Origin of the sequence: Nocardia sp. NPDC019323 (assembly GCF_044389845.1) — a bacterium.
In the GTDB taxonomy this organism is placed as follows: domain Bacteria; phylum Actinomycetota; class Actinomycetes; order Mycobacteriales; family Mycobacteriaceae; genus Nocardia; species Nocardia implantans.
Window position 1 is genome coordinate 208,578 of sequence record NZ_JBIRYN010000007.1, and the last position, 20,722, is coordinate 229,299.

Annotated in this window: 14 protein-coding genes; 5 read left to right on the forward strand and 9 right to left on the reverse strand. The window is 69.4% G+C overall.

Annotated elements, in window-relative coordinates:
• Positions 1 to 46: 46 nt before the first annotated feature.
• Complete coding sequence (locus ACH49X_RS25090; protein ID WP_195081606.1) at positions 47 to 922, forward strand: LysR substrate-binding domain-containing protein; 876 nt, start codon at positions 47 to 49, stop codon at positions 920 to 922.
• Between the two features lie 4 nt (positions 923 to 926).
• Here ACH49X_RS25090 and ACH49X_RS25095 read toward each other — a convergent pair whose 3' ends face one another.
• A complete protein-coding gene (locus tag ACH49X_RS25095) occupies positions 927 to 1,583 on the reverse strand; it encodes an EthD domain-containing protein (protein ID WP_195081605.1) in 657 nt (218 codons plus the stop codon).
• Positions 1,584 to 1,698: 115 nt separating this feature from the next.
• Here ACH49X_RS25095 and ACH49X_RS25100 point away from each other — a divergent pair, with 115 nt between their 5' ends.
• A complete protein-coding gene (locus ACH49X_RS25100; RefSeq protein ID WP_357106264.1) occupies positions 1,699 to 3,174 on the forward strand; it encodes an MFS transporter in 1,476 nt (491 codons plus the stop codon).
• Here ACH49X_RS25100 and ACH49X_RS25105 read toward each other — a convergent pair.
• Both ACH49X_RS25105 and ACH49X_RS25110 read right to left on the reverse strand, forming a co-directional pair.
• On the reverse strand, positions 3,153 to 5,873 hold the full coding sequence (locus ACH49X_RS25105) for a hypothetical protein (protein ID WP_195081604.1): 2,721 nt from the start codon (positions 5,871 to 5,873) through the stop codon (positions 3,153 to 3,155). The genes ACH49X_RS25100 and ACH49X_RS25105 overlap by 22 nt on opposite strands.
• Before the next feature lie 520 nt (positions 5,874 to 6,393).
• Entirely contained in the window at positions 6,394 to 6,552 is a 159-nt protein-coding gene (locus tag ACH49X_RS25110) for a hypothetical protein (protein WP_157114807.1), read from the reverse strand.
• A gap of 731 nt (positions 6,553 to 7,283) precedes the next feature.
• Here ACH49X_RS25110 and ACH49X_RS25115 point away from each other — a divergent pair.
• The gene (locus ACH49X_RS25115) at positions 7,284 to 8,360 is read left to right on the forward strand and encodes a hypothetical protein (RefSeq protein ID WP_357106258.1); all 1,077 of its coding nucleotides are present in this window, start codon (positions 7,284 to 7,286) and stop codon (positions 8,358 to 8,360) included.
• Positions 8,361 to 8,382: 22 nt separating this feature from the next.
• Here ACH49X_RS25115 and ACH49X_RS25120 read toward each other — a convergent pair whose 3' ends face one another.
• From ACH49X_RS25120 to ACH49X_RS25145, 6 genes are all read right to left on the reverse strand, one after another.
• Entirely contained in the window at positions 8,383 to 9,069 is a 687-nt protein-coding gene (locus ACH49X_RS25120) for a PAS and ANTAR domain-containing protein (protein WP_195081602.1), read from the reverse strand.
• A 322-nt stretch (positions 9,070 to 9,391) separates the two neighbouring features.
• Entirely contained in the window at positions 9,392 to 9,643 is a 252-nt protein-coding gene (locus ACH49X_RS25125; RefSeq protein WP_195081601.1) for a S1 RNA-binding domain-containing protein, read from the reverse strand.
• Positions 9,644 to 9,982: 339 nt separating this feature from the next.
• Entirely contained in the window at positions 9,983 to 11,590 is a 1,608-nt protein-coding gene (locus tag ACH49X_RS25130; protein ID WP_195081600.1) for a carboxylesterase/lipase family protein, read from the reverse strand.
• Positions 11,591 to 12,009: 419 nt separating this feature from the next.
• A complete protein-coding gene (locus ACH49X_RS25135; protein ID WP_357206380.1) occupies positions 12,010 to 16,305 on the reverse strand; it encodes an aminotransferase class I/II-fold pyridoxal phosphate-dependent enzyme in 4,296 nt (1,431 codons plus the stop codon).
• A complete protein-coding gene (locus tag ACH49X_RS25140) occupies positions 16,302 to 16,568 on the reverse strand; it encodes an acyl carrier protein (protein ID WP_195081598.1) in 267 nt (88 codons plus the stop codon). The genes ACH49X_RS25135 and ACH49X_RS25140 overlap by 4 nt, the downstream gene beginning before the upstream one ends.
• A 30-nt stretch (positions 16,569 to 16,598) precedes the next feature.
• Positions 16,599 to 18,242 carry a fatty acyl-AMP ligase gene (locus ACH49X_RS25145; RefSeq protein WP_323124308.1) on the reverse strand — a complete coding sequence of 548 codons (1,644 nt, stop codon included), beginning with the start codon at positions 18,240 to 18,242 and terminating at the stop codon, positions 16,599 to 16,601.
• A 315-nt stretch (positions 18,243 to 18,557) separates the two neighbouring features.
• Between ACH49X_RS25145 and ACH49X_RS25150 the strand changes: the two genes are divergently transcribed.
• Together ACH49X_RS25150 and ACH49X_RS25155 are read left to right on the forward strand one after the other, a co-directional pair.
• Positions 18,558 to 19,055, forward strand: coding sequence for a MarR family winged helix-turn-helix transcriptional regulator (locus tag ACH49X_RS25150; RefSeq protein ID WP_195081596.1), 498 nt, complete (start codon positions 18,558 to 18,560; stop codon positions 19,053 to 19,055).
• On the forward strand, positions 19,048 to 20,679 hold the full coding sequence (locus ACH49X_RS25155) for an MDR family MFS transporter (RefSeq protein WP_397070996.1): 1,632 nt from the start codon (positions 19,048 to 19,050) through the stop codon (positions 20,677 to 20,679). Before ACH49X_RS25150 ends, ACH49X_RS25155 begins: the two co-directional genes overlap by 8 nt.
• Positions 20,680 to 20,722 lie beyond the last annotated feature (43 nt).

Consider the following 20,722-nt stretch of genomic DNA (forward strand, 5'->3'; position numbering starts at 1 on the left):
CATCAGATCGAGTTCACATTTCTGACGCAGACCATAAGCTCGACTTATGCTCGACGTCCGACGGCTCCGCCTGCTGCGGGAACTGGCGCACCGCGAAACCATCGCCGCGGTCGCCGATGCCCTGGCATACACCCCCTCGGCGGTCTCCCAGCAACTCGCCGCGCTGGAACGCGAAGCGGGCGTGCCCCTGTTGACGCGAACCGGCAGGCGGGTGACGCTGACCCCGGCGGCCGTCGCCCTCGTCGAGCACACCGAACGGATACTCGCTCAGCTCGAGCAGGCGACCGCCGAACTCGCCGCGATCCGCGCCGAACTCACCGGAATCCTGCGCATCGGCGCGTTTCCCACCGCGGTGCGGACCATCCTCTCCCCCGCGCTCGTCGCGCTGAGCAGTGCGCATCCCCGGCTGGAATTGCGCGTGACGGAGCTGGATCCGGCGCTGGCGCCCGACGCGCTGCGTGCCGAGACCCTGGACGTCGCGCTGATCCAGGAATACGACTACGCGCCGGTCCCCGCCGATCCCGCCTTGGACAGCGAGCCGCTGTTCGAGGAGATCGTCCATCTGGCCGCGCGTACCGCGCAGCCGCTCGCGGCACACCGCGAAAGCCCCTGGATCGCAAGCACTCCAGGCACGCTGTGCCACACGATGACCGTGCGCGCCTGCGAGGCGGCGGGATTCACGCCCCGGATCCGGCATCACGCCGACGATTTCGGCACGGTCCTCGCGCTGGTGGCCGCGGGTCAGGGCGTCGCGCTGGTCCCGGAATTCGGGACGCGGGATTGTCCGCCGGGCGTCACGCTCGGTGCGCTGCCGATGCGACGGCGCACGCACCTCGCCTACCGGCGCGGCGCGGGCGAGCATCCGGCCGTGCGCGCCGCACGCCACGCGCTGCGCGAATCGGCGGGACGCTGCGGCCACTGACCCCTCAGCGCAACCGGTACCGGCTGGTGGGCACCACGTCCAGGTTGCGATCACCGCCGAAGGTCGCGACGCTGCTCATCAGCCGCTGGATGCGGCGGGTGAGTTCCGCCCCGTCACCGCCGCTGCCGTAGAAGGCGTGCGGATCGGTGAGCGCCTCGAGAGGGAACAGCTCCTCCACGATGCCGGCGATGTCCGGCGCGGCGGCCGTCGCGGGTCCGGTCACGACGTTCTGCACGTAGCCGAAGGTCGCCTGGGTCTCGATGGCGACGGCGGTGTGGTGGTTGCGCCAGCGGTCCAGCCACTCGGCCCGCGACAACTCGTCCGGCTTGCGCAGGAAGGCGATGTTCGACAGGCCGGGGGCACGCTCGAGCGCGGCGGTGACCGGCGGCGGAATCGGCGTCGCCTCTTCGACGTGCCACCCTTCCACCTTTTCGGCGACGCTGCCCAGCACCCGCACGGCGACCTCTTCCCGCGGCGCATCCGCCCACCAGACGCTGACGACGGCCTGCACGGGCGCGTCGAACGTGGTGATGCGCAGCATGGCCGTCTCGACCGCCGCGTCGGAGATGTTCGCCTGCACCGCGGCGGCCACGGCCGACAGCGGCGCGAAGTCCGCCGCGAGCAGGTCGCCAACACCCCACAGCGCGAAGACGCTTTTCATCGGCAGGTCACTTTCTAGAACACGTTTCACTCAGGTCCGAGCCTAGCCCACCGGCACGGTTGGCCGCCGGGGCTCGGGGTATCCGACCGTCAGACTCGGCGAAGGTGGGTGATCCGTGCGGACCATATCGACCGACATCCCAGCCAGGCTGGATCGTCTGCCCTGGTCGCGGTGGCATTGGATGATCGTGATCGGACTCGGGTCCGTGTGGATCCTCGACGGGCTGGAAGTGACCGTCGTCGGCAGCGTGGCCGCCAGGCTGTCGGAACCGGACAGCGGCCTGACCATCACCGCCGCACAGGTTTCCGGTGTCGCGGCGGCGATGTACGTGGCGGGCGCAGGCGCGGGCGCCCTCTTCTTCGGTTGGCTGACCGACAGATTCGGCCGCAAGAAACTCTTCTTGATCACGCTCGCGGTCTACCTCTTCGCGACGGCCATGACGGCGCTGTCGTTCTCGATGTGGTGGTTCGTGCTGTTCCGCTTCCTCACCGGCTTCGGCATCGGCGGCGAATACGCGGCGATCAACTCCGCGATCGACGAGCTGATCCCCAAGCAGTACCGCGGACGCATCGATATCGTCATCAACGGCACCTATTGGCTCGGCGCGGTCGGCGGCGCGCTGCTTTCCATCGTCGCGCTGAACACGGCGCTGTTCCCGCCGAATGTGGGCTGGCGCTTGACCTTCGCGCTCGGCGCCGTGTTCGGCCTGATCATCCTGCTGGTGCGCAGGCATGTGCCGGAGAGCCCGCGATGGCAGTTCATCCACGGTCACGAGGACGACGCGGAACGCACGGTCACCGCCATCGAAACGCGCGTGCGGGACGACACGGGCGCGGCGCTCGCCGACGTCTCCGATCAGCGAATCCGGATCCGGCAGCGGCGCAGCATCTCGTTCCGGGAGATCGCGGCGGTGCTGGTGCGGCGCTATCCACGGCGTGCGGTGCTCGGGTTGTCGCTGTTCATCGGGCAAGCGTTCCTCTACAACGCCATCACGTTCAACTACGCGCTCATCCTGTCCAGATCGTTCGGCGTTCCGGACGACCGGGTCGGCTACTACTTCGCGGTCCTGTGTTTCGGCAACTTCCTCGGTCCGCTCCTGCTGGGCAAGCTGTTCGACACGATCGGGCGCAAGCCGATGATCGCGGGCAGCTATCTCGGTTCGGCCGTGCTGTTGCTCGGCACGGCATGGCTTTTCGCGGCGGGCCACCTGACCGCGACCACGCTCACCGCCTGCTGGACCGCGGTGCTGTTCGTGGCGTCGTGCGGCGCCAGCGCGGCGTATCTGACCGTCAGCGAGATCTTCCCGATGGAGACCCGCGCCATGGCGATCGCCTTCTTCTACGCGATCGGGACCGTCGCGGGCGGCGTCGCGGGACCGTTGGTGTTCGCCGGGCTGACCGCGGACGGCGAGCCGGGAAAGACCGCCCTGGCGTTCACCATCGGCGCGCTCGCCATGTTCGCGGCCGGTCTGGTGGAACTGGCCTACGGAGTGCGCGCAGAAGGGCGGTCACTGGAGGACTTGGCCGAGCCGCTGAGCGCGACGCCGGAGCGGGCGCGCGCCGAAGCCGCTCAGCCGCCGCCGAGCGGATAGGGACGACACCGCGGATCGTCGTTCGCGGTGGCCCGGCCGCAGCCGTAGATCATCACGGGCTCGGTGTCGGCCGACGGATCCCAGATCTGGTCCACACTCAGCAGGCCGACCCACTTCTCGTGCGCCACCCGGCCCACATGGGCGCCCTCGCTGACCGAGAAGTCCAATACGCCGCTGCTGGATTCGATCACCGGCTGCCGCGGCAGGTCGCGCAGCGCCGCCCACACCGCCGCCGCGCTGATCGGGATCGGCTCGGTCCACACGCCGGAGGCGGTCGGGGCGAGCGCTTGCACGGCGCGCACGAACAATCCGACCGCGTCGTAGGTCAGCGCCACCCGCTCCCCCAGTGGGTGCAACTGCACGCGCTCGCCTAGCGGTTTGTCCGTCTCGGCGCAGGCATTCCAGCTGGGGATGTCCGGATCGACGGTCGTGGCGAGGTTGTAGAACTCGACGCGGCTGCGCAATCCCTGGCCCTTGTTCCGGCAGGTCACCAGGCTCGCCTTGGCCACGTAGACCAGCGGGCGAGCGCTGTTGGCCGCCCTGCGGCGATCCGCGCTGGCCATGAACCGGTTGACCGAGTCGTCGGCGATCAACAGCACCCGCTTGTCGCCGCACGCCTTGTTCAGGCTCTGCAGGAAGTCGGGGAATTCCGAGTCGCGTCCGGCGAAGAACAGGACCTCGTCGCACGCGTCGCCGTGGCCCTGCGCGGCGAAGGCCTCGCGCAGATCCCAGGAACCCTCCCAGATGTCGCGCCCGCTGCGACCCAGGATGTGCAGGTCCTCGGCCATGTTCTCGGTGTAGAGGTCGGTCGGGTCGGGGCGGTGGTAGATCCGCACGCCGCGCCCGGCCAACCCGGGCACGGAGTTCAGGTACTGCTCGATCATGTCGGCGATCGCGTGGTTCGGCGGGGCGATCTGGAAGTACAGCGGCGAGGATCGCACCATCTCGTCGGCCGACAGGCTCGGCGCCACCATCGGAAGGCCGAGGCCGGTCAGCGCGTTGATCATGCTCAGCGTCGCGGTGCGGCTCTGATCGAGGCCGATGGCACCGACGACGCCGGGTTCGGCGCGGATCAGCGGCGTCAGCAGCTCGACGACCTGCGGCCCCTGCAGGTTGGCCGGACCGGTGTTCGCCAGCAGCAGCCGGATCAGCGGGACCGTGTCGGGCGTGACGGCGTCGTCGGGGGCGACCGATTCCAGCGCACTGTACTGCGCCAGCGCCAAGCCCTCGATGTCCTCGCTCTGCGCCGGGTAGTCGCCGGGAACGCCGGTGAGCTGGCCGAAATAGACCAGCGTGAACAGCGGCCGGGTCGGCTGCCGCGCGGCCAATTGTTCGGCGAGCAGATTCTGCTTGTACACCCGCCGCTGGACTTCCACCAGACGACGGCTGCCCGGTTCGTCGCTCGCGAACAGGAAGCCGCGGCCCCCGGCAGCGGGGTCGTCGGGGTCGTAGGCGCTGAATCCGACGCAATTGCCGTCCGCGACGGAAACCACGCGCACCCATCGGTCCGCCACGCTCGTGCCGCACGCGGTTGTGCCCGCGCGCCACGGTCGCCAGGTCGCGAATCCGGCCGCCGCCACGGCCAGCACGACCACCAGGAACACCGCGGTCGCCGACAACGCCCGGCGCGCCCACCACGGCGGCGCGGGCGGCCGGATGCGGCGGAACGGATCCGGCTCGTCGTCGTTCGGGCCGGTCGCCGGTACTGCGAACCACAGCTGCCAAGCGCGCGGGCGTTGCCGCTGCCGCGCCACGGGCAACTCGTCCACCCAGATCTCGTACAACCGCCGCACCCGGTAGGCCGGTCGCGCGGTGACGCCGGGCGGCGGCGTCCGCGTGCCCGCCACCACCAGCAGCGGATCGTCCTTGCCGGTCTCGTTGCGGACGTCGTTGATCAGATCCAGCAGCCGTTGCCCGGCTTCGCCGTCGAGCGCGCGCAGGATCACGACCGGATAGGTGGTGCGCCGGGCCGCGCCGATGCCCCACCAGCGCCGGTGATACGCGACGCGCAGGTCTTCGAGGAAAGCGTGCACCAGCAGCTTGGCCAAGTGCTCGGCGTGTTCGTGGCGGCGGGCGCCCTCGGTGAGACGGTGCGCGAATCCGACGAACTGACTGGACTGTTCCGGCGCCAGATACTGCTGGCGCATGAACCAGCGGAACTCCCGCCCCACGCCTGGAATGCGACCGCCGGTGCGCGCCCGGAACACCGCCGTGGGCAGCACGATGCGCAGCAGTCCGAGCGCGAAGCGCTGCACCACGCCCACCGTGGCCTCGGCTTCGCCGAGCAACTCCTCACCCCATCGGCCGAAATCCCTGCGCAGCAGCGACGCCAGCTCGTCGAGTTCGTTGTCGGAGCTGAGCTTGCGGGCCATCAACCATTCGGCCAACCGGTAGCGCCGGAAGGGCAACGGGCGCAATCGCCCGAAGCGGTCGGCCGACAGACCCTTGCAGAGGTTGTAGAGCAGCCTGCGCAACGCGGTGAGCCCCGGCGTGGTGTCCTCGACCAGCGAACTGCCCTCGGGCAACGGGTCGAGGGCGTCGACGTCGACAGCCACGTGCACCGCGCCTGCGAGCGCGGCGCCGAACATCTCCAGGCATGCCTCGACGTTGGTGACATCGCCGCACAGACCCACCATCGGCAGCATCCGCTCGCCGCGCGGCGGCCGTCGCACCAACCAGCGAAGCAGATCTTCGAGCACATCGACTCCCCGAAAGGAGACAGCTCTGGTGCCGGACATGACGCCCCCGTGTCCTCCGCGAAAGGTGAACACCCATTGAAGCAGACGCCAAAAGACATGCCGCTCAGAGCTCTTGGCCTGCGAACAGGCACCGGCGCAGCGGCGCGGCGATCATGCGGATGGCAAGCCCGGCCTGCCCTGAATTCGCGGAGCGGTCATGGATAGGGCGAGTCGTCACATCCCGGGAACTCGAAGCCGGTCCTCGATCGCGCACGCCGCGAAATGTGAATGTCGCGTGAACGCACCGAATTCTCGGTGAACTCGCTCGCCGCGTGTTTACGCCTTGGACGACTTTCGTCGCCACCGCGTCCGCGCGACGTGTTCGGCCCGGTAGCGGAAACGCTTACCAAAAAAGTATTCCGGGCGCGAGTCTTATAACAGCTCACCGCCGGTGATTACGGGCAGGCGCCGAGACGCCGACGGCCTGCCTGCGATGGCCGGCCTGCCGCGCGGCGGCGGAATGCGGCGAACCTGCGGCTCGTCAGTTGTGCCGCGGGTCGGCGGTCGAGGCGTGCGGCCGGGTGATCCGGCGATGCGCCATGACTTCGGCCCACCAGCCGCTCAGCGGGCTCGGGTCGGGCCAGACGATCCGATCTCGTTCTTCGTCGTCCGCGACGGGCGCTTCGGGTTTCTCGATCACGATGACGTTCCTCTGCGCTGGTGCACGATGCCGTACACATGCTTGCGGAGAGCCCTCGTGTTCGTGCGTGCCGGTGGCTTCGCGACAGAGCGCGTCGAATCGGCTGAACGTCGAGCAGCGCGGGTTCCTCGCCCCTTTTTATCGGCCGACCGCGCTGTCGGCCCGATACATCCAACATTTACCACAGCCGAGGTGTAACAAACCGCTCTTTTCGGTTTACGATCCGGACACCAAGCGGTCGCTTGTTTACATTTCCGGCGCTGAACAGTGGAAATGGCGGTTTCGGCCGGGTTTCTTACACGAAACCGAAAAAGCGCCGGGTGGTGAAACACACCCGCCCTGCTCCTCGCTCGCGGCGGCTGTGGACGCGCTCGCCCCAGCGGCTTCCGCCCCGTGCGCTCGGCCCCGCATGCGGCACCACAGCGAGCGGTGGCCCGGCCGGTGTCGCGGATGGCGCCCGCGCCGCCGACCACGCGGAGGCTTCGTAAATCCTTTGCAGCCAATCCGTGTGACAGCCCCAACCCCACGCGGAACACAGCGCCGAAGCGCCCGCGTCCGCTGATTCGGCTCGACCCGCCCGGGTACCCGCCGACTGTGGTTCACCGAACCGAAGCCGTCGGCACACACGACGACGTCGTCCGGGCGCGGACGCCGACGGACCGGGACTGCGCCGACGCGTGCCCGCAACCATCGGCGCGGGCACGCGCGGCCGGGGAAGCCAGGTGATGCCGATGGCCGACCTCCGCCGCATAATCCGAAAGCACGGGCCCTTCGCCTCGGTCTGCTTCGACAGTTCCCACGACACCGAGGACGCGGCGCGCGGCACCGAGCTGCGCTGGCGCTCGATCGACGCCGAACTGGACCGCAGTGGAGCCCGGCCGCGCATCCGGCGGCTGCTCGCCCAGGCGATCGAACGGCATCCACCGGCGCGCGGGCGGTGCGGCAGGCTGCTCATCGCGGACGAGACCGAGGTGCTCGCCGACGAACGTCTGCCGAGCCCGCCCGCCACCGAAACCGTCCGGGTGTCTCCCCTGCCCTACCTGCTGCCGCTGATCGAAGCCCAGGCGGAGAAAGTGCCGCATGTCGTCGCCCTCGTCGGCCGGGTGGGCTCGGAGCTGTACACGCTCGACGGCCACGGCAGCGAAGAGCGGCAGGCCCTGCGCAGCGCGGGCCATCCGGTGGCCGAGCCCCGCCACGACGACTGGTCGCACCGCACGATCCGGCGACGGATCGAGGACACGACCCGACGCAACGTCCGCGAGTTCGCGGGCGAAGTGGACCGGCTGGCCGACATCGTGCACGCGGAAGTCGTCGTGCTCGCCGGGGAAGCGCTGGCCCGAGCCGAACTGCGGGCGGTGTTCGACGCGAAGGGCCGGGACGTCGTCGACGCCGAATCCGGAACGCTCGCACCGGGTTCGGACCCCACGGCGCTCGACGCGGAAGTCCGCGAGATCCTGCACCGGGTAGCGGCGCGACGCCGTCGCCGGGTCCTCGACCGCTTCGCCGCGGAGATCGAGCGCCCGGACGGCTCGGCGGTGGCCGGGCTCGCGGCCACCACGAACGCGTTGCGCGCCGCGGCCGTGGAGTGGCTACTGCTCGATCGCGCGGCGCTGGGCGATCGCTTGGTGCTGGCCGGGTCCGCGCCGAATCCTCTGATCGGCCCGGCCACCAACGGCTCGGCCGGTGAGATGCGCCGCGCCGACGAGGCCCTTCCGGTGGCCGCTGTGGCAACCGGGGCCGACATCGTCCTGGTCGAGGCCGTGGCAGCCCTGCGCGACGGGGTCGGGGCGGTGCTGAGCGGCCGATAGGACGAGGCGCGCCGACCAGCCGTCACGACTTCGGAACGCGCTCGTGCAAGGTGAGCAGCATGTGGTCGAAAGCGGTCTGCACCCCCGGCGGAGCCGCAGGCAAACGGTCGATTTCGGCGATCAGCTGGGCGGCCAGGTCGCGCAGCTTGACATTGGTCTCCTGCGAACGCCACTGCAGAACGTGGAAGGCCTGGTCGGCGTTGATCCGGTAGACCCGCATCAGCACGCCTTTGGCCTGCTCGATCCGCGCGCGCGCTTCGACCAGGCGCGGCAGCGTGTCGTCGAGCAGATCCTGACGTTCCTCGGCGATGGTGGCGGTCAGGTCGACGTAGTATCCCGCGGTGCCGACCACCGTGCCGTTCTTGTCGGTCATGGTGTCGCCGAGCACGAGCACGTGGTGCGTGGTGCCCGCGGTGTCGATGATGCGATGACGGCTGCAGAACGGCTCGGCGTTGCGCACCGATTTCTCGATGGCCTCCGCGACATGATCCCGGTCCTCCGGGTGCTTGTGCGCGAGCAGCAACTCGGTGGTCGGCGTCACCGCGTCGGGCTCGTAGCCGTGCATCGCGGCGACCTCGTCCGACCATTCCCACCGCTGATCGGCGAACCAGAACCGGAAACTTCCGGTGGCCTGTGGCGTCCCGGCACCGACCACTCGGGCTACCGCGCCTTCGGCCGTGTCCACGATTCGGTCGCCCGATTCGTTCATGGCGTCAGTATGCTCCCTACCTGCGGCGTCGCACCGTGGATCGCGGCGATCGAAGCGGGAGGCCCCGCACGCGGTGACATCCCCATCTTATTCCGGCTCGCACCCGGTCCGGCCCGTGTGCCGCGGCTACCCGGCGCCGTGGAAAGCGATTCCAGGCCGCGAATCGCGGGTCCCGCCGCGCGAGCGGCCCGCCGGATCGGCATGGCGAGCAATTCCCGCAGGCGGCCGGTCCGATCCGCCGCGAGCGCTCCGCCGCGGCGGGATAGTCTTGGGATCGTGCCGGGGCAGGTGGAGTCTGCCCCGGCACGCCCGTGCCGAGCATCTACTCAGCGTGCGCCAAGGCGACCCGCTGCTTCTCGGTATCGATATCGAGGATGCGCACCGTCAGAGTGGAGCCGACCTGCGGTTCGGCAGACCACTCGGTGCGGTGCAGCAATCCGTGGATTCCCGGAGCGACCTCCAGGAACGCGCCGAACGGCACGATCTGCACGACGGTGGCCTCCAGCACTCCGCCCCGAGCGTGTGCCGCGACGAACTCCGGCCATCCGCGCTGCGACGATTCGGAATGGGACATGTGTTCTCACCTCCTTCCAGCGTCCCTGTAGTGACATGGGATTCGCGGAGAAGGCGGGCGGGCCCCTGGCCCGCCGGATGATCACAGCGCGGCCGGGTAACCGTTCTGTGCGCGGCGTGTCGCCGACCCGGCAGTCATGGCGACGACCATAACCCAGCGCGACGCGATGCGGCAAGATCGAGAGCGGGGGAACAGTGAAAAGCTTTGCAGACAGGCGATTTTCGCGACGGTCGACGCGATTGGCATGAACCCACTACCTGCCGCGACCGCGATATGGGCAGGTGGGCGGCGGGATTCGGCGCCGGGGAACCGGCAGGTCGTCGCCCGTCTCGCGCTGGATCAGCGGTCGATCTCCGCCCAGAACGCGCAGTCGTGCCTGGCGGCGAAATCGTCGGTCATGGCGCTGCCGGTCGCCCGCATGAGCAGCGCAGAGCCATCGGGGTCGTACCCGGTCGACGTCGGCCAGGCCTGCCATTCGGGTGAGCCCGGCGCGTTCGGGTCACCGGTGTGGGCGAAGGTGGTCCACCAGCGCTGCATCTGCGCGGCGAAAGCGGCGGAGGCGCCGGTCCAGGGAACCGGGATGCCCATGAATCTGGTGAACAGGTAGTACAGCTCGGCGGAGTGAAAGGCTCCGGGCAGCACCGGATTGGCGGCACCGAGCGGCGCCTGATCGAACTCGTACTGCCACAGCGGATGCCCGGCGTCGCGCGCCGTCCGGCTGGTGGACAGCGTGGGACAGGCGAGCCCGCTGTCGGTGATCACCGTGATCTGGGCGGCTGCCGGTGAGGGGAATCGGTCGACCGGGTACCGGGCCAGGACTCGGTCGGCGTCGGCGCCGAAGGATTGGCGCACGAAGCGTTCATAGCTCGCCGCGTCCGGAATGCGGCCGCGGGCATAGTCGGTTTCGGCGACCATCAGCCCGCCTTCCGCGCTCGTGGTCCCCGTGAGAATCGGCGCTTTCCTGACATCCCCCATCAAGCCCGCGTCGAGCGTCCGCGTGATGACGACGCCGTCGACGGCGGGAAACCAGATGGGATCCTTACCTTCGGCTCGGGCCATCGGCGAGTCCAGGAGCTTCGCCACGGGCAGTGCGCGCAGGCAGGCCAGCCGGGTCGCCGCGTCGCCGCAGCCGACACTCTCCGCGTACCGCTGCGAACGCGCGAACGCGTCGGCGCGATCGCCGGGCGCCAGTGGCGCTTGCGCGCAGGGGCCGCTCTGGATGATCGCCTTGGCGAACAGGTCGTCGGAGCCGGGTGCGGCGAAGTGGGTGCAGACGCTCACGGCGCCGGCCGACTCGCCGAAGATCGTGACGTTGTCCGGATCGCCGCCGAAGACGTGCGCGTTGGCGCGCAGCCAGCGCAGAGCGGCTTGCTGGTCCTGGATGGCGACCGTTCCGACGGCGCCGCCGGATTCGGCCGCCAGTTCGGGCAGGGCCAGGAAGCCGAACGGTCCGAGGCGGTAGTTCGGGATGGCCACGATGACGTCGCCGTCGGCGACCATCCGCGTCGGTCCGTCGTATTCGCTGTTGGAGCCGTCGAGATAGCCGCCACCGTGGAAGAACACCATGACGGGCAGCGGCCGGTCGCGGGCGCCGTCCGGCGCGTATATGTCGATGCTCAGGCAGTCCTCGCCGGTGGGTGCGAGCGATGGAATGCCGGGCAGGTATCCCGTCTGCGGACACTGCGGCCCGTGGTCGCGCGCAGGGCGCACACCCGGCCACGGTGATACGGGGCGCGGCGGCGCGAACCGCGCTTCGCCCTCGGTGGGCGCCGCGAACGGGATACCGAAGTATTCGGCGATGCCATCGACGGCGCGGCCGGAGATCGCGCCGCCGGTCACGAACACCTGCGGCGGTGCCCCCGCGACCACGGGCGCCGGAGCGCAGGCGAACCACAGACCGGCGGCGACCGTCAGAGCGGTCGCGGTTCGCGCGATCGAGCGAATCATGGCTGTCCACTACCTCCGATGCGAGCGCTACGGTCGGCGGCGAGGCAGGCGGCCTCGTCCACCGCGGTAGCCGGCATCGATCGGCTCGGCCGTCCCGGTGCGCTCGCGGATCGGAGTCGACCGGTCGCGCGCGGCAGGAGCCGAATCGCCGCTGGAACCTTCACCTGGTGGTCACACGCCTACGTCGTCCGCCGACCCACTCGACGGTCGAATCCGCACCCGCGGCAGCGGACATCGTGCCCGCCCTCATCGTCCGCCCGGCGCACCGAAACTCGCCCGTACCCACTCGAGCCGGGGCAATGGCACCGCGGCTGATGCTACAGCGGTCCGGTGCGCGGAGCGGTACACGACGCAGACGTTCCGCTCACCGGGACCGGTTGCCACCGTCCGTGCGAGTCCGGCCCGGCGACGGGCGCGCGTCAGCTTTCGGCGAGCAAGGCGAGTTCCTCGGCGAGGATCTTGATCGTGTCGCGGATCTGGTCTTCGGTATGGCACGCGGTGACGAAGAACCGCAAACGCGCCAGGTCCTCCGGGACAGCCGGGTACAGGATCGGATTGACGTTGATCCCGCGGCGCAGCAGTGCGTTCGACAGCTTCAGCGTCCTCAGCGAATCGCCCACGATGCAGGGGACGATGGGCGTGTCGTGGCTGGCGCCGGTGTCGATCCCCGCTTCCCGGGCCAGTCGCAGGAACAGCCGGGAATTGTGGCGTAGGCGCTCCAGCGGCTCGCCGTCGGATCGCAGCTGCCGGATCGCCGCGGCCGATGCGGCGGCGTTCATCGGCGTCATACCGACGCTGTAGACGAACCCGGGCGTGGTGTATTTCAGGAATCGGATCAGCTCGGCGCTGCCCGCGACGTACCCGCCGCATCCGGCGAGCGCCTTCGACATCGTCCCGGACCACAATTCGACATCGGCGCGATCGACGCCGAAGTGTTCGCCGATCCCGCCGCCGCCCGCGCCGAGCACGCCGACGCTGTGCGCCTCGTCGATCATCAGCAGCGCCTTGTGCTTCTTCTTGACCGCGATGATCGCGGGCAGGTCGGGGATGTCGCCGTCCTGGCTGTAGACGCCTTCGATCAGGATCAGCACCCGCCGGTACCGGTGGCGGATCTCGGTGAGCAGTGCGTCGAGGGCGGCGTGGTCGTTGTGCGGGAACGGACGACGGGTCGCGCCGGAGAGCTTGCAGCCCTGCACGATGCTGTCGTGCGCGAGGCTGTCGTGGATCACCAGGTCCTGCGGTCCGGCCAGGTGACCGATGATCGTGACATTCGTGGAGTGGCCGCCGACCAGCGCGATGGCGTCCTCGGTGCCGAGCAGCCCCGCGAGCTCGGCCTCGAGTTCACGGTGCACCGGCTTCTCGCCGGAGAGGATCCGGCTGGCCGAGCACGAGCTGCCGTAGCGCGCCACCGCGTCCTGCACGGCGGCGACGACCGCGGGATGGCCGGACAACCCGAGGTAGTTGTAGCTGGAGAAGTTGATCACCGGTGCGCCGTCGATGACCGAGGTGTCCCGCGTGACGCCGTCGTTGATCAAGAAGTAGGGGTTGGACAGGCCGAGCGCCGCGACGCGGGCGACCCGGTCGGTGACCGACTTGACCTCGGCGAAATCCGAGATCCGGTACTCCGGCTCGACCACCGTGGGCCGGGGGCATGCCGACTCGGCGGCCACGGGAGGCTGGGGCCGACCGGGCGCACCCGCGGATGCCGTGACGTGAGCGATGACGTCGCCGAGGGTGGTCGTCGGCGTGAACCGGGTCGGGTCGATGGTCGCCGCGGGCAGTTCGCGCACCAGCGCGGCGATCAGGTCGGTCAGCATGAGCGAATCGAAACCGAGGTCGTCGCCGAGGGATTGGCCGTCGCGCAGCCGCTCCAGCGGGAACCCGCTGACCCTGGCGAATTCCGCGCGAACGACAGCCGCGACCGCGTCCGGTGCGACCGGCGGATTGGCTTCGCTCACCCCGGTCGGGGTCCGTTGCGGCGTGACCGTCCGCTCCGCCGCCCACCCGGCATCCGCTCGCTGCGCGGCGCGCTCGGCGGCCGGAGCGCCGACGAGACTCGCCAATACGGCGTTCTGTTCGCGGAAGTGTGCGATCAACTGCTCCATGGAGGTTTCCTCGGTTCGCGTGGATTGCGGTGGGGCGGTGCACGGTTCGACCCAGAACCGCTGGTCGGTGCGAAATTCGTAGCCGGGCAGTCTGCGGCGGACGCGCTGCTCGGGTTCGTAGAGCTCGTCCCAGTCGGGGTCGAGTCCATCGCGGTACAGCGCGGCGACGACGCCCGCGAGTTCGCCGCCGGTCGCGCCGGGGCCCGGGCTCGGCGCCAGGCAGCGCGGCGCCAGATCCGGACGGATCCGGCTCACCAGAGCGGCCAGAACGCGGCGCGGTCCGATCTCGATCACATGGCTCGGCTCGGCGCCGAGCGCGGCCTCGACCGCCTCGCCGAAGCGCACCGTGGCGCGGATGTGTTCGGTCCAGTAGGCGGCGTCCATCGTCTCGTTCGCGTCGAGCAGGCGTCCGCGCACGGTCGAGTAGAGCGGCAGTACCGGCTTCCGGTACGTGCATTCGCGCGCGACCGCCGCGAATCGCTCGATCATGGGTTCCATCAGCGGGCTGTGGAAGGCGTGCGACACGGTGAGCGGCTTGATCGCCACTCCGCGCGCCGCGAGCGCCTCCCGCACCCGGGTGATCGTCCGGGCGGCACCGGACAGCACGAGTTCCTTCGGGCCGTTGACGGCGGCGATCGCGATGTCCGTCCGTCCGGCGAGCATTCCGGCGATGTCGGCCGCGTCCGCCCGCACGGCGAGCATCGCACCGCCGTCCGGCAACTGCCGCATCAGCTCGCCCCGGGCGACGACCAGACGGCAGGCGTCGTCCAGATCGAACACGCCTGCCACCGCCGCGGCCGCGAACTCGCCGATGCTGTGCCCGATCACCCAGGCCGGACGGACACCGGCGCGGGCGAGGGAATCGGCCAAGGCGTACTCCATCGCGAAGATCGCCGGTTGCGCCAGGTCGGTGCGGTCGATGTCGGCGTGCTCGTCGAGCAGCAGCTCGCGCACCGAGCGGCCGAGATGCGCCGCCATGGCCCGATCGACGAGTTCGAGCGCACGCCGGAACAGCGGGCTCGCCGCGTCCAGCGCACGGGCCATGCCCGCGAATTGCGAGCCCTGGCCGGTGCACATCCAGCCGACGCCGATCGGTCGCACCGTCCCGGTTTCCGCACCCTCGCGCAGCAGCGCGATCGCGGCGTCGCGATCGGCCGCGGCGATGGCGAGCCGGGCTCGACCGGACGACTTGACCCGATTGCTCGTCCAGCAGACCTGCGCGAACCGGTCCGGCGGGAGGGCAGCCAAAGCATCGGCCAAGCGATCCGCGTTGCGCCGCAGGCCTTTTTCGTCGTTCGCCGACACGGTGAGCACTCCCCCACCGGGCGCACCGGAGGCTTCGGCGGCAGGGGCACTGCCCAGCACGACATGGGCGTTCGTGCCACCGAGGCCGAAACTGCTGACTCCGCCGTAGCCGGGACCCGCCAGCGGCATCGGGTCGGTGAGCAGGCGCAGACCCTGCTGGCTCATCCCCAGTCGCGGATTCTCCTGCTCGGCGAACCGCGACGGCGGAACGACGCCGTGCCACAGGCTGAGGGCGGCCTTGATCAGGCCTGCGACGCCCGCCGCGCCCTCGGTGTGGCCGAGATTGCCCTTGATGGAACCGATGCCGCACGGCCGCGACCGATTGCGCCCGTGCAGGTGCCCGAGCGCCTTGACCTCGATCATGTCGCCGAGCACCGTCCCGGTGCCGTGCGCTTCGAGGAAGTCCACCTGCTCGGGCCGCACTCCGGCGCGTTCGCACGCCTCCCCGATCACCTGCTGCTGCGCCCACCGGTTCGGCGCCGTGATGCCGTTGCTGCGACCGTCGGAATTGACCGCGCTGCCCTTGATCACCGCGTAGATCGGCAGGCCCGCCGCCTGCGCGTCGGCCAGCCGCCGCAGCACGAGCACCGCGACGCCCTCGCCGCGCACGATCCCGTCGGCGCTGCCGCTGAAGGGCTTGCACCTGGCGTCCGGCGCGGAGAGACCGGCCTGGGTGTAGAAGACGCCGACGGCGGGGGTGAGCACGAGATTGACGCCACCGGCGACCGCTTGGTCGCACTCGCCGGAAGCCAGTGCGCCGCAAGCGAGATGGATCGCGACCAGCGACGAGGAGCAGGCCGTGTCGACCGCGACACTCGGTCCTTTCAGGTCGAACTGGTAGGACAGCCGGTTGGCGGTCATGAAGTAGCCGTTGCCGGAGCCGTGTTGCGGCGTGATCGCGGCGTAGTCGCGCATTTGCAGGTTGGCCCATTCGTTGGCCATCACGCCGACGAACACCCCGGTGCGCGAACCGGCTTCGCCGCGCGGGTCGAGCGTGGCGTCTTCGAAAGCCCGCCAGGTCGCTTGCAGCAGCAATCGCTGTTGCGGATCCATCGCCTCGGCTTCGCGCGGCGTGATGCCGAAGAACTCGGCGTCGAACGCGTCGGCGTCGTCGAGGAAGCCGCCGCCGCTGGTGTTGATCGTGCCGGGCGCGCCGGCCGGGTCGTGGAAGTCGGCGGCGTTCCAGCGACTGGCCGGGACCTCGGAGATCGCGTCGCGTCCGTCGATCAGCAGCCGCCACAGCGCGGCCGGATCTGGTGCTTGGGGGAATCGGCAGTCGAGGCCGACGATGGCGATATCGGTCATGCGGCGAGGGCGAATTCGGCCGCGATATAGGCGGCGATGTCGGCGATGGTGGGGTACTCGAACACCAGCGTCGGGTCGGCCTCGAGCGACCAGCGCTCCTCGATCTCGCCGCACAGGCCGACCGCCGAGACGGAGTCGAGGCCCAGCTCGGCGAGCGGAACGACGGGATCCACCTCGTGGGGTGCGCGTTCGGTGTAGTCCGCCACGCGCTCCACGAGCCAATCCTGGATCGTGGTGGAACGAGTAATGGTGCTGCTGAACATGTTTCGGCTCCTCGATGCGCGTTCGGTCGGTCAGGCGGTCATGGATCGGCTCAGCGCCGGCTCGAGATCCCGGTACAGGACGCGCTCGACGCGATCTGCCAGGAACAAATCCCGCATCGCACCGCGCCGCACCTTCCCGCTGGTGGTGCGCGGAACGGCATGCGGCTCGACGAGAACCACGTTCGGCGCGGGCACGTCGAATCCGCGGGCGACGGCGTTCTTGATCGCCGCGGTCAGCTCGGCGAATGTCGTGTCGCCGCGCCGCGCCTTCTTGACGCCCTGCACCACGACAAGCCGTTCCCGGCCGCCCGCGTCGACGGACACGGCGATGCCGGCGCTGTCGGCGAATGCCGGATGCAGTTCGCGCACCAGCCCCTCGATGTCCTGGGGGTAGACATTGCGGCCGTTGATGATCAGTAGATCCTTCAGGCGGCCTGCGACGAAGAGTTCGTTCGCGCGCAGCAGACCGAGATCACCGGTGCGCAGGAAAGGTCCTTCGGCGCCCAGGTGAGCGTCGAAGGTCTCGCGCGTCTCGTCCGGGCGATTCCAATAGCCGGCGGCGACGCTCTCGCCGCGTATCCAGATCTCGCCGACAGTGTTCTCCGGCAGCTGTCGCAGCCGGTGCGGGTCGACGATGCGGATATCGAGACCGCGTGCCGCGTGTCCGCAGCCGACGAGCCGCGTATCGCTCCCGACGTCCAGGTAGGCCGGCGCCGACGGAACCGTCCGCGCGCTGGCGAGCAGCGTCACCTCGGCGAGACCGTACGCGGGGCGGAAAGTCGTCGGCCGCCATCCTGCGGGCGCGAACCGCTCGAGCACCGCCGCCATGGTTCGCTCGCGGACCGGTTCGGCGCCGCTGAGAGCGATCTCCAAAGTGCTGAGGTCCAGCTCGGCCACCTGCTCGTCGCTCACTCGCCGCGCGATCAGGTCGTAGGCGAAATTCGGTGCGCCGGTGAAGGTCGCTCGGTATTCGTCGATGGCTTGCAGCCAGCGCACCGGGCGCTTGAGGAACGTGGTCGGCGCCATGAACACCAGGTTCGCGCCTGCGTACACCGCTCCGAGCAAGAAGCCGATCAAGCCCATGTCGTGAAAGTGCGGAAGCCAACCGACGCCGGTCCCGGCATCGTTCATTCCGCCCGCGGCGATGGCGGCCTCGTTGTGCATGAGATTGCCGTGCGTCACGACGACGCCTTTCGGAGTGCCGGTCGATCCCGACGTGTATTGCAGGAATGCGATCGTCGCCGTGTCGATGTCGGGCATGCGCCATGCGTCGGGCTCACCGGCCGGCCCGTCGGTCGCGACCACGAGCGCGGGCGTAGCGGCTTCGATCATCGGCTGGAACTGCGCGGTAGTGAGCACCAAGCGGGCGCCGGAATCCGCGATCACACTCGCTACTCGCCGGCTACTGCCCGCGTCATGCGGCACGGGCGCGGGGACGGCCACGACGCCGGCGTACAGACAGCCGAGGAAGGCCCGCAGGAACGCCATGCCGTCGAGGTAGACAAGCACGACCGGCTCCGCCGATTCCGGGCGGCTCGCCAGCCAGGCGGCGAACGCTCTGGCGTCGCGGTCCAGCTCACGGTAAGTGCGGATCTCCTCGCCGAGTCCGAGCCCGGTTTCCCGAAGGTAGGTGTAGGACCTGGTGTCCCCGTATTCGGCAACCTGTCGCCTCATGTGGTGAACGAAAGTCGGCTGCATCTCGTGGTTCCTTCGTAGCGATCGGCATCGGCGTTCGGCTACTACTGTCCGCTGGACCCAACCGCAGGACCAGGGACCTCAGGGACCACTCAGCAAACCCAGGGGGTGGGATCGGCGCACCCATGGGGTGGTGGTGGCCGCGCCGCCATGTAGATAGCTGTCGATCTGCTGGGGCGTCTCCATGCATGGCCGACCCCTGTGAGCCGCATCACCGGCCATCACTAGTTGCTTAGCGCAAGCAATTACCATATAGTTGCATAGCGCAAGCAACTTATCTCGTCTGGAGCGGCCATGGCAGTCTCATCCGATACGGCTCACAGCCTGATCAAGGAGCTCTATCTGATGGGCCGGGCGATCCGCGTCGCGCTGGCACACCCGGAGGAAGGGCACTTGCTCCCGGGCGGCATCGGGGTGCTCGGCACCCTCGAGTCCAAAGGTTCGTGCAGGCAGGTCGACCTCGCCGTGGATCTGTGCATCAGCCCGAGCGCGCTGAGCAGGCACGTCACCGAGCTCGTCGGCGCGGGCTACATCAGCAGGCACGCCGATCCCACCGACGGGCGGGCCACCCTCATCCGGGTGACCGACGAGGGCCGCGATCTGCTCTACCGCGTCCGCGCCTCGCGGGCGCGCGGCTTGCAGGACGTCCTCACGGACTGGAGTGAGGACGACGCCGAGCAAGCCTGTGCCGCCGTGCAGATGCTCCGGAACGCATTGACCGCACACGCGCAGAGCAGCGCGGTGCACGCGCACCAGCCGGTTTCGAAAGAGAGTCAGGAAGTAGATGTCTAGTTCAGTCGAGTCGGAGTCGGTGACACGACGCGACCCGTACGCGATGACCCACCGTGAGGTCCTGGAAGCCATGACCGGGTTGCTCGCGGCCCTGTTCACCGCGCTGCTCAGCACCACGATCGTCGCCACCGCACTGCCGACCATCATCGGCGACCTCGAGGGATCGCAAACCGCCTACGCCTGGGTCATCACCACCGCACTGCTGGCCAACGCCGCCTCCACCCCCATCTGGGGCAAATTCGCCGACCTGTTCAACAAAAAACTGCTGGTCCAATCCGCCATCGTCATCTTCGTCATCGGCTCGGTGATCGCCGGAATCGCCCACACCGTGCCCGTACTCCTGGCCGCCCGCGTCATCCAAGGCATCGGCATGGGCGGATTGACCGCCCTGGTCGTGGCGATCATCGGCTCCATCGTCGCCCCCCGCGAACGCGGCCGCTACTCCGGCTACATGGGCGCGGTCATGGCAGTCTCGATGTCCGGCGGACCCATCCTCGGCGGCGTCATCGTCGACAGCCCACTCGGCTGGCGCTGGTGCTTCTTCGTCTGCGTACCACTGGCCGTGATCGCCCTGGCGCTGTTGCAGCGGACCCTGCGGCTGCCCACCGACCGCAAACAAGGCGTGTCCATCGACTGGCTCGGCGCCGCGCTGCTGACCGCCGGCGTCTCCGTACTGCTCATCTGGGTGTCCTTCGCCGGAAAAGCCGGATACTACGCGTGGATGTCGCGGGAATCAGCGCTCTACGTCGGCGCCGGCGTACTGCTGCTGGCAGCGACCGTGTGGGTCGAATCCCGCGCCAAGTCGCCCATCATCCCCCTGCCGATCGTCACCGAACGCACCACCGGCCTGGCGATCCTCGCCTCCATCGCCGTCGGCATCGGCATGTTCGGCGCTACCACCTTCCTCGGCCAATACTTCCAAACCGCACGCGGCTACTCCCCGACCATCGCGGGTGTGCTCACCATCCCCCTGGTCGCGGGCATGCTGATCGCCTCGGTCGGCTCCGGCCAACTGATCACCCGCCGCGGCAAATGGAAAAGCTTCGTCGTCTCCGGCGCCGCGCTGCTGGTAGCCGGATTCGCGCTGCTGTCCACCATCGACCACGCCACCAACCTATGGCTGGTCGCCGCCTACATCACCATCGTCGGCCTCGGCGTCGGCATGATGATGCAAAACCTCGTCCTCGCCGTACAGAACACCGTCAGCGTGCACAACATCGGCGCCGCCTCCAGCAGCGTCGCGTTCTTCCGCACCTTCGGCGGCGCCATCGGCGTGTCGGTCCTCGGCTCCGTACTGGCCACCCGAGTCAGCGAACTATCCGCCCAAGGCTTCGCCCAACTCGGCATCCACCCCAAATCCTCCGGAGGCAGCAACCTCAACCTGGACGCCCTACCCACACCCATCGCCACCATCGTGCGCGCCTCCTACGGCGACGCCACCGGCCGCATCTTCCTCATCGCCGCCGGCGCGACGATCGTCGCGCTCATCGCGACCGCACTGCTGCCCAACCGCCCGCTACGCCGCACCATCGACATCGACCCCACACTCGACCCGATGCAGGCCGAGGCTCGCGCGGAGGGCAAGGAGGCGAACGCCGCCAAACAGCCGGCTCTGCTCGACTGAGCCGCCGATACGCGGAGAGCCCCGAAGCCTTCTCGGGGCTTTC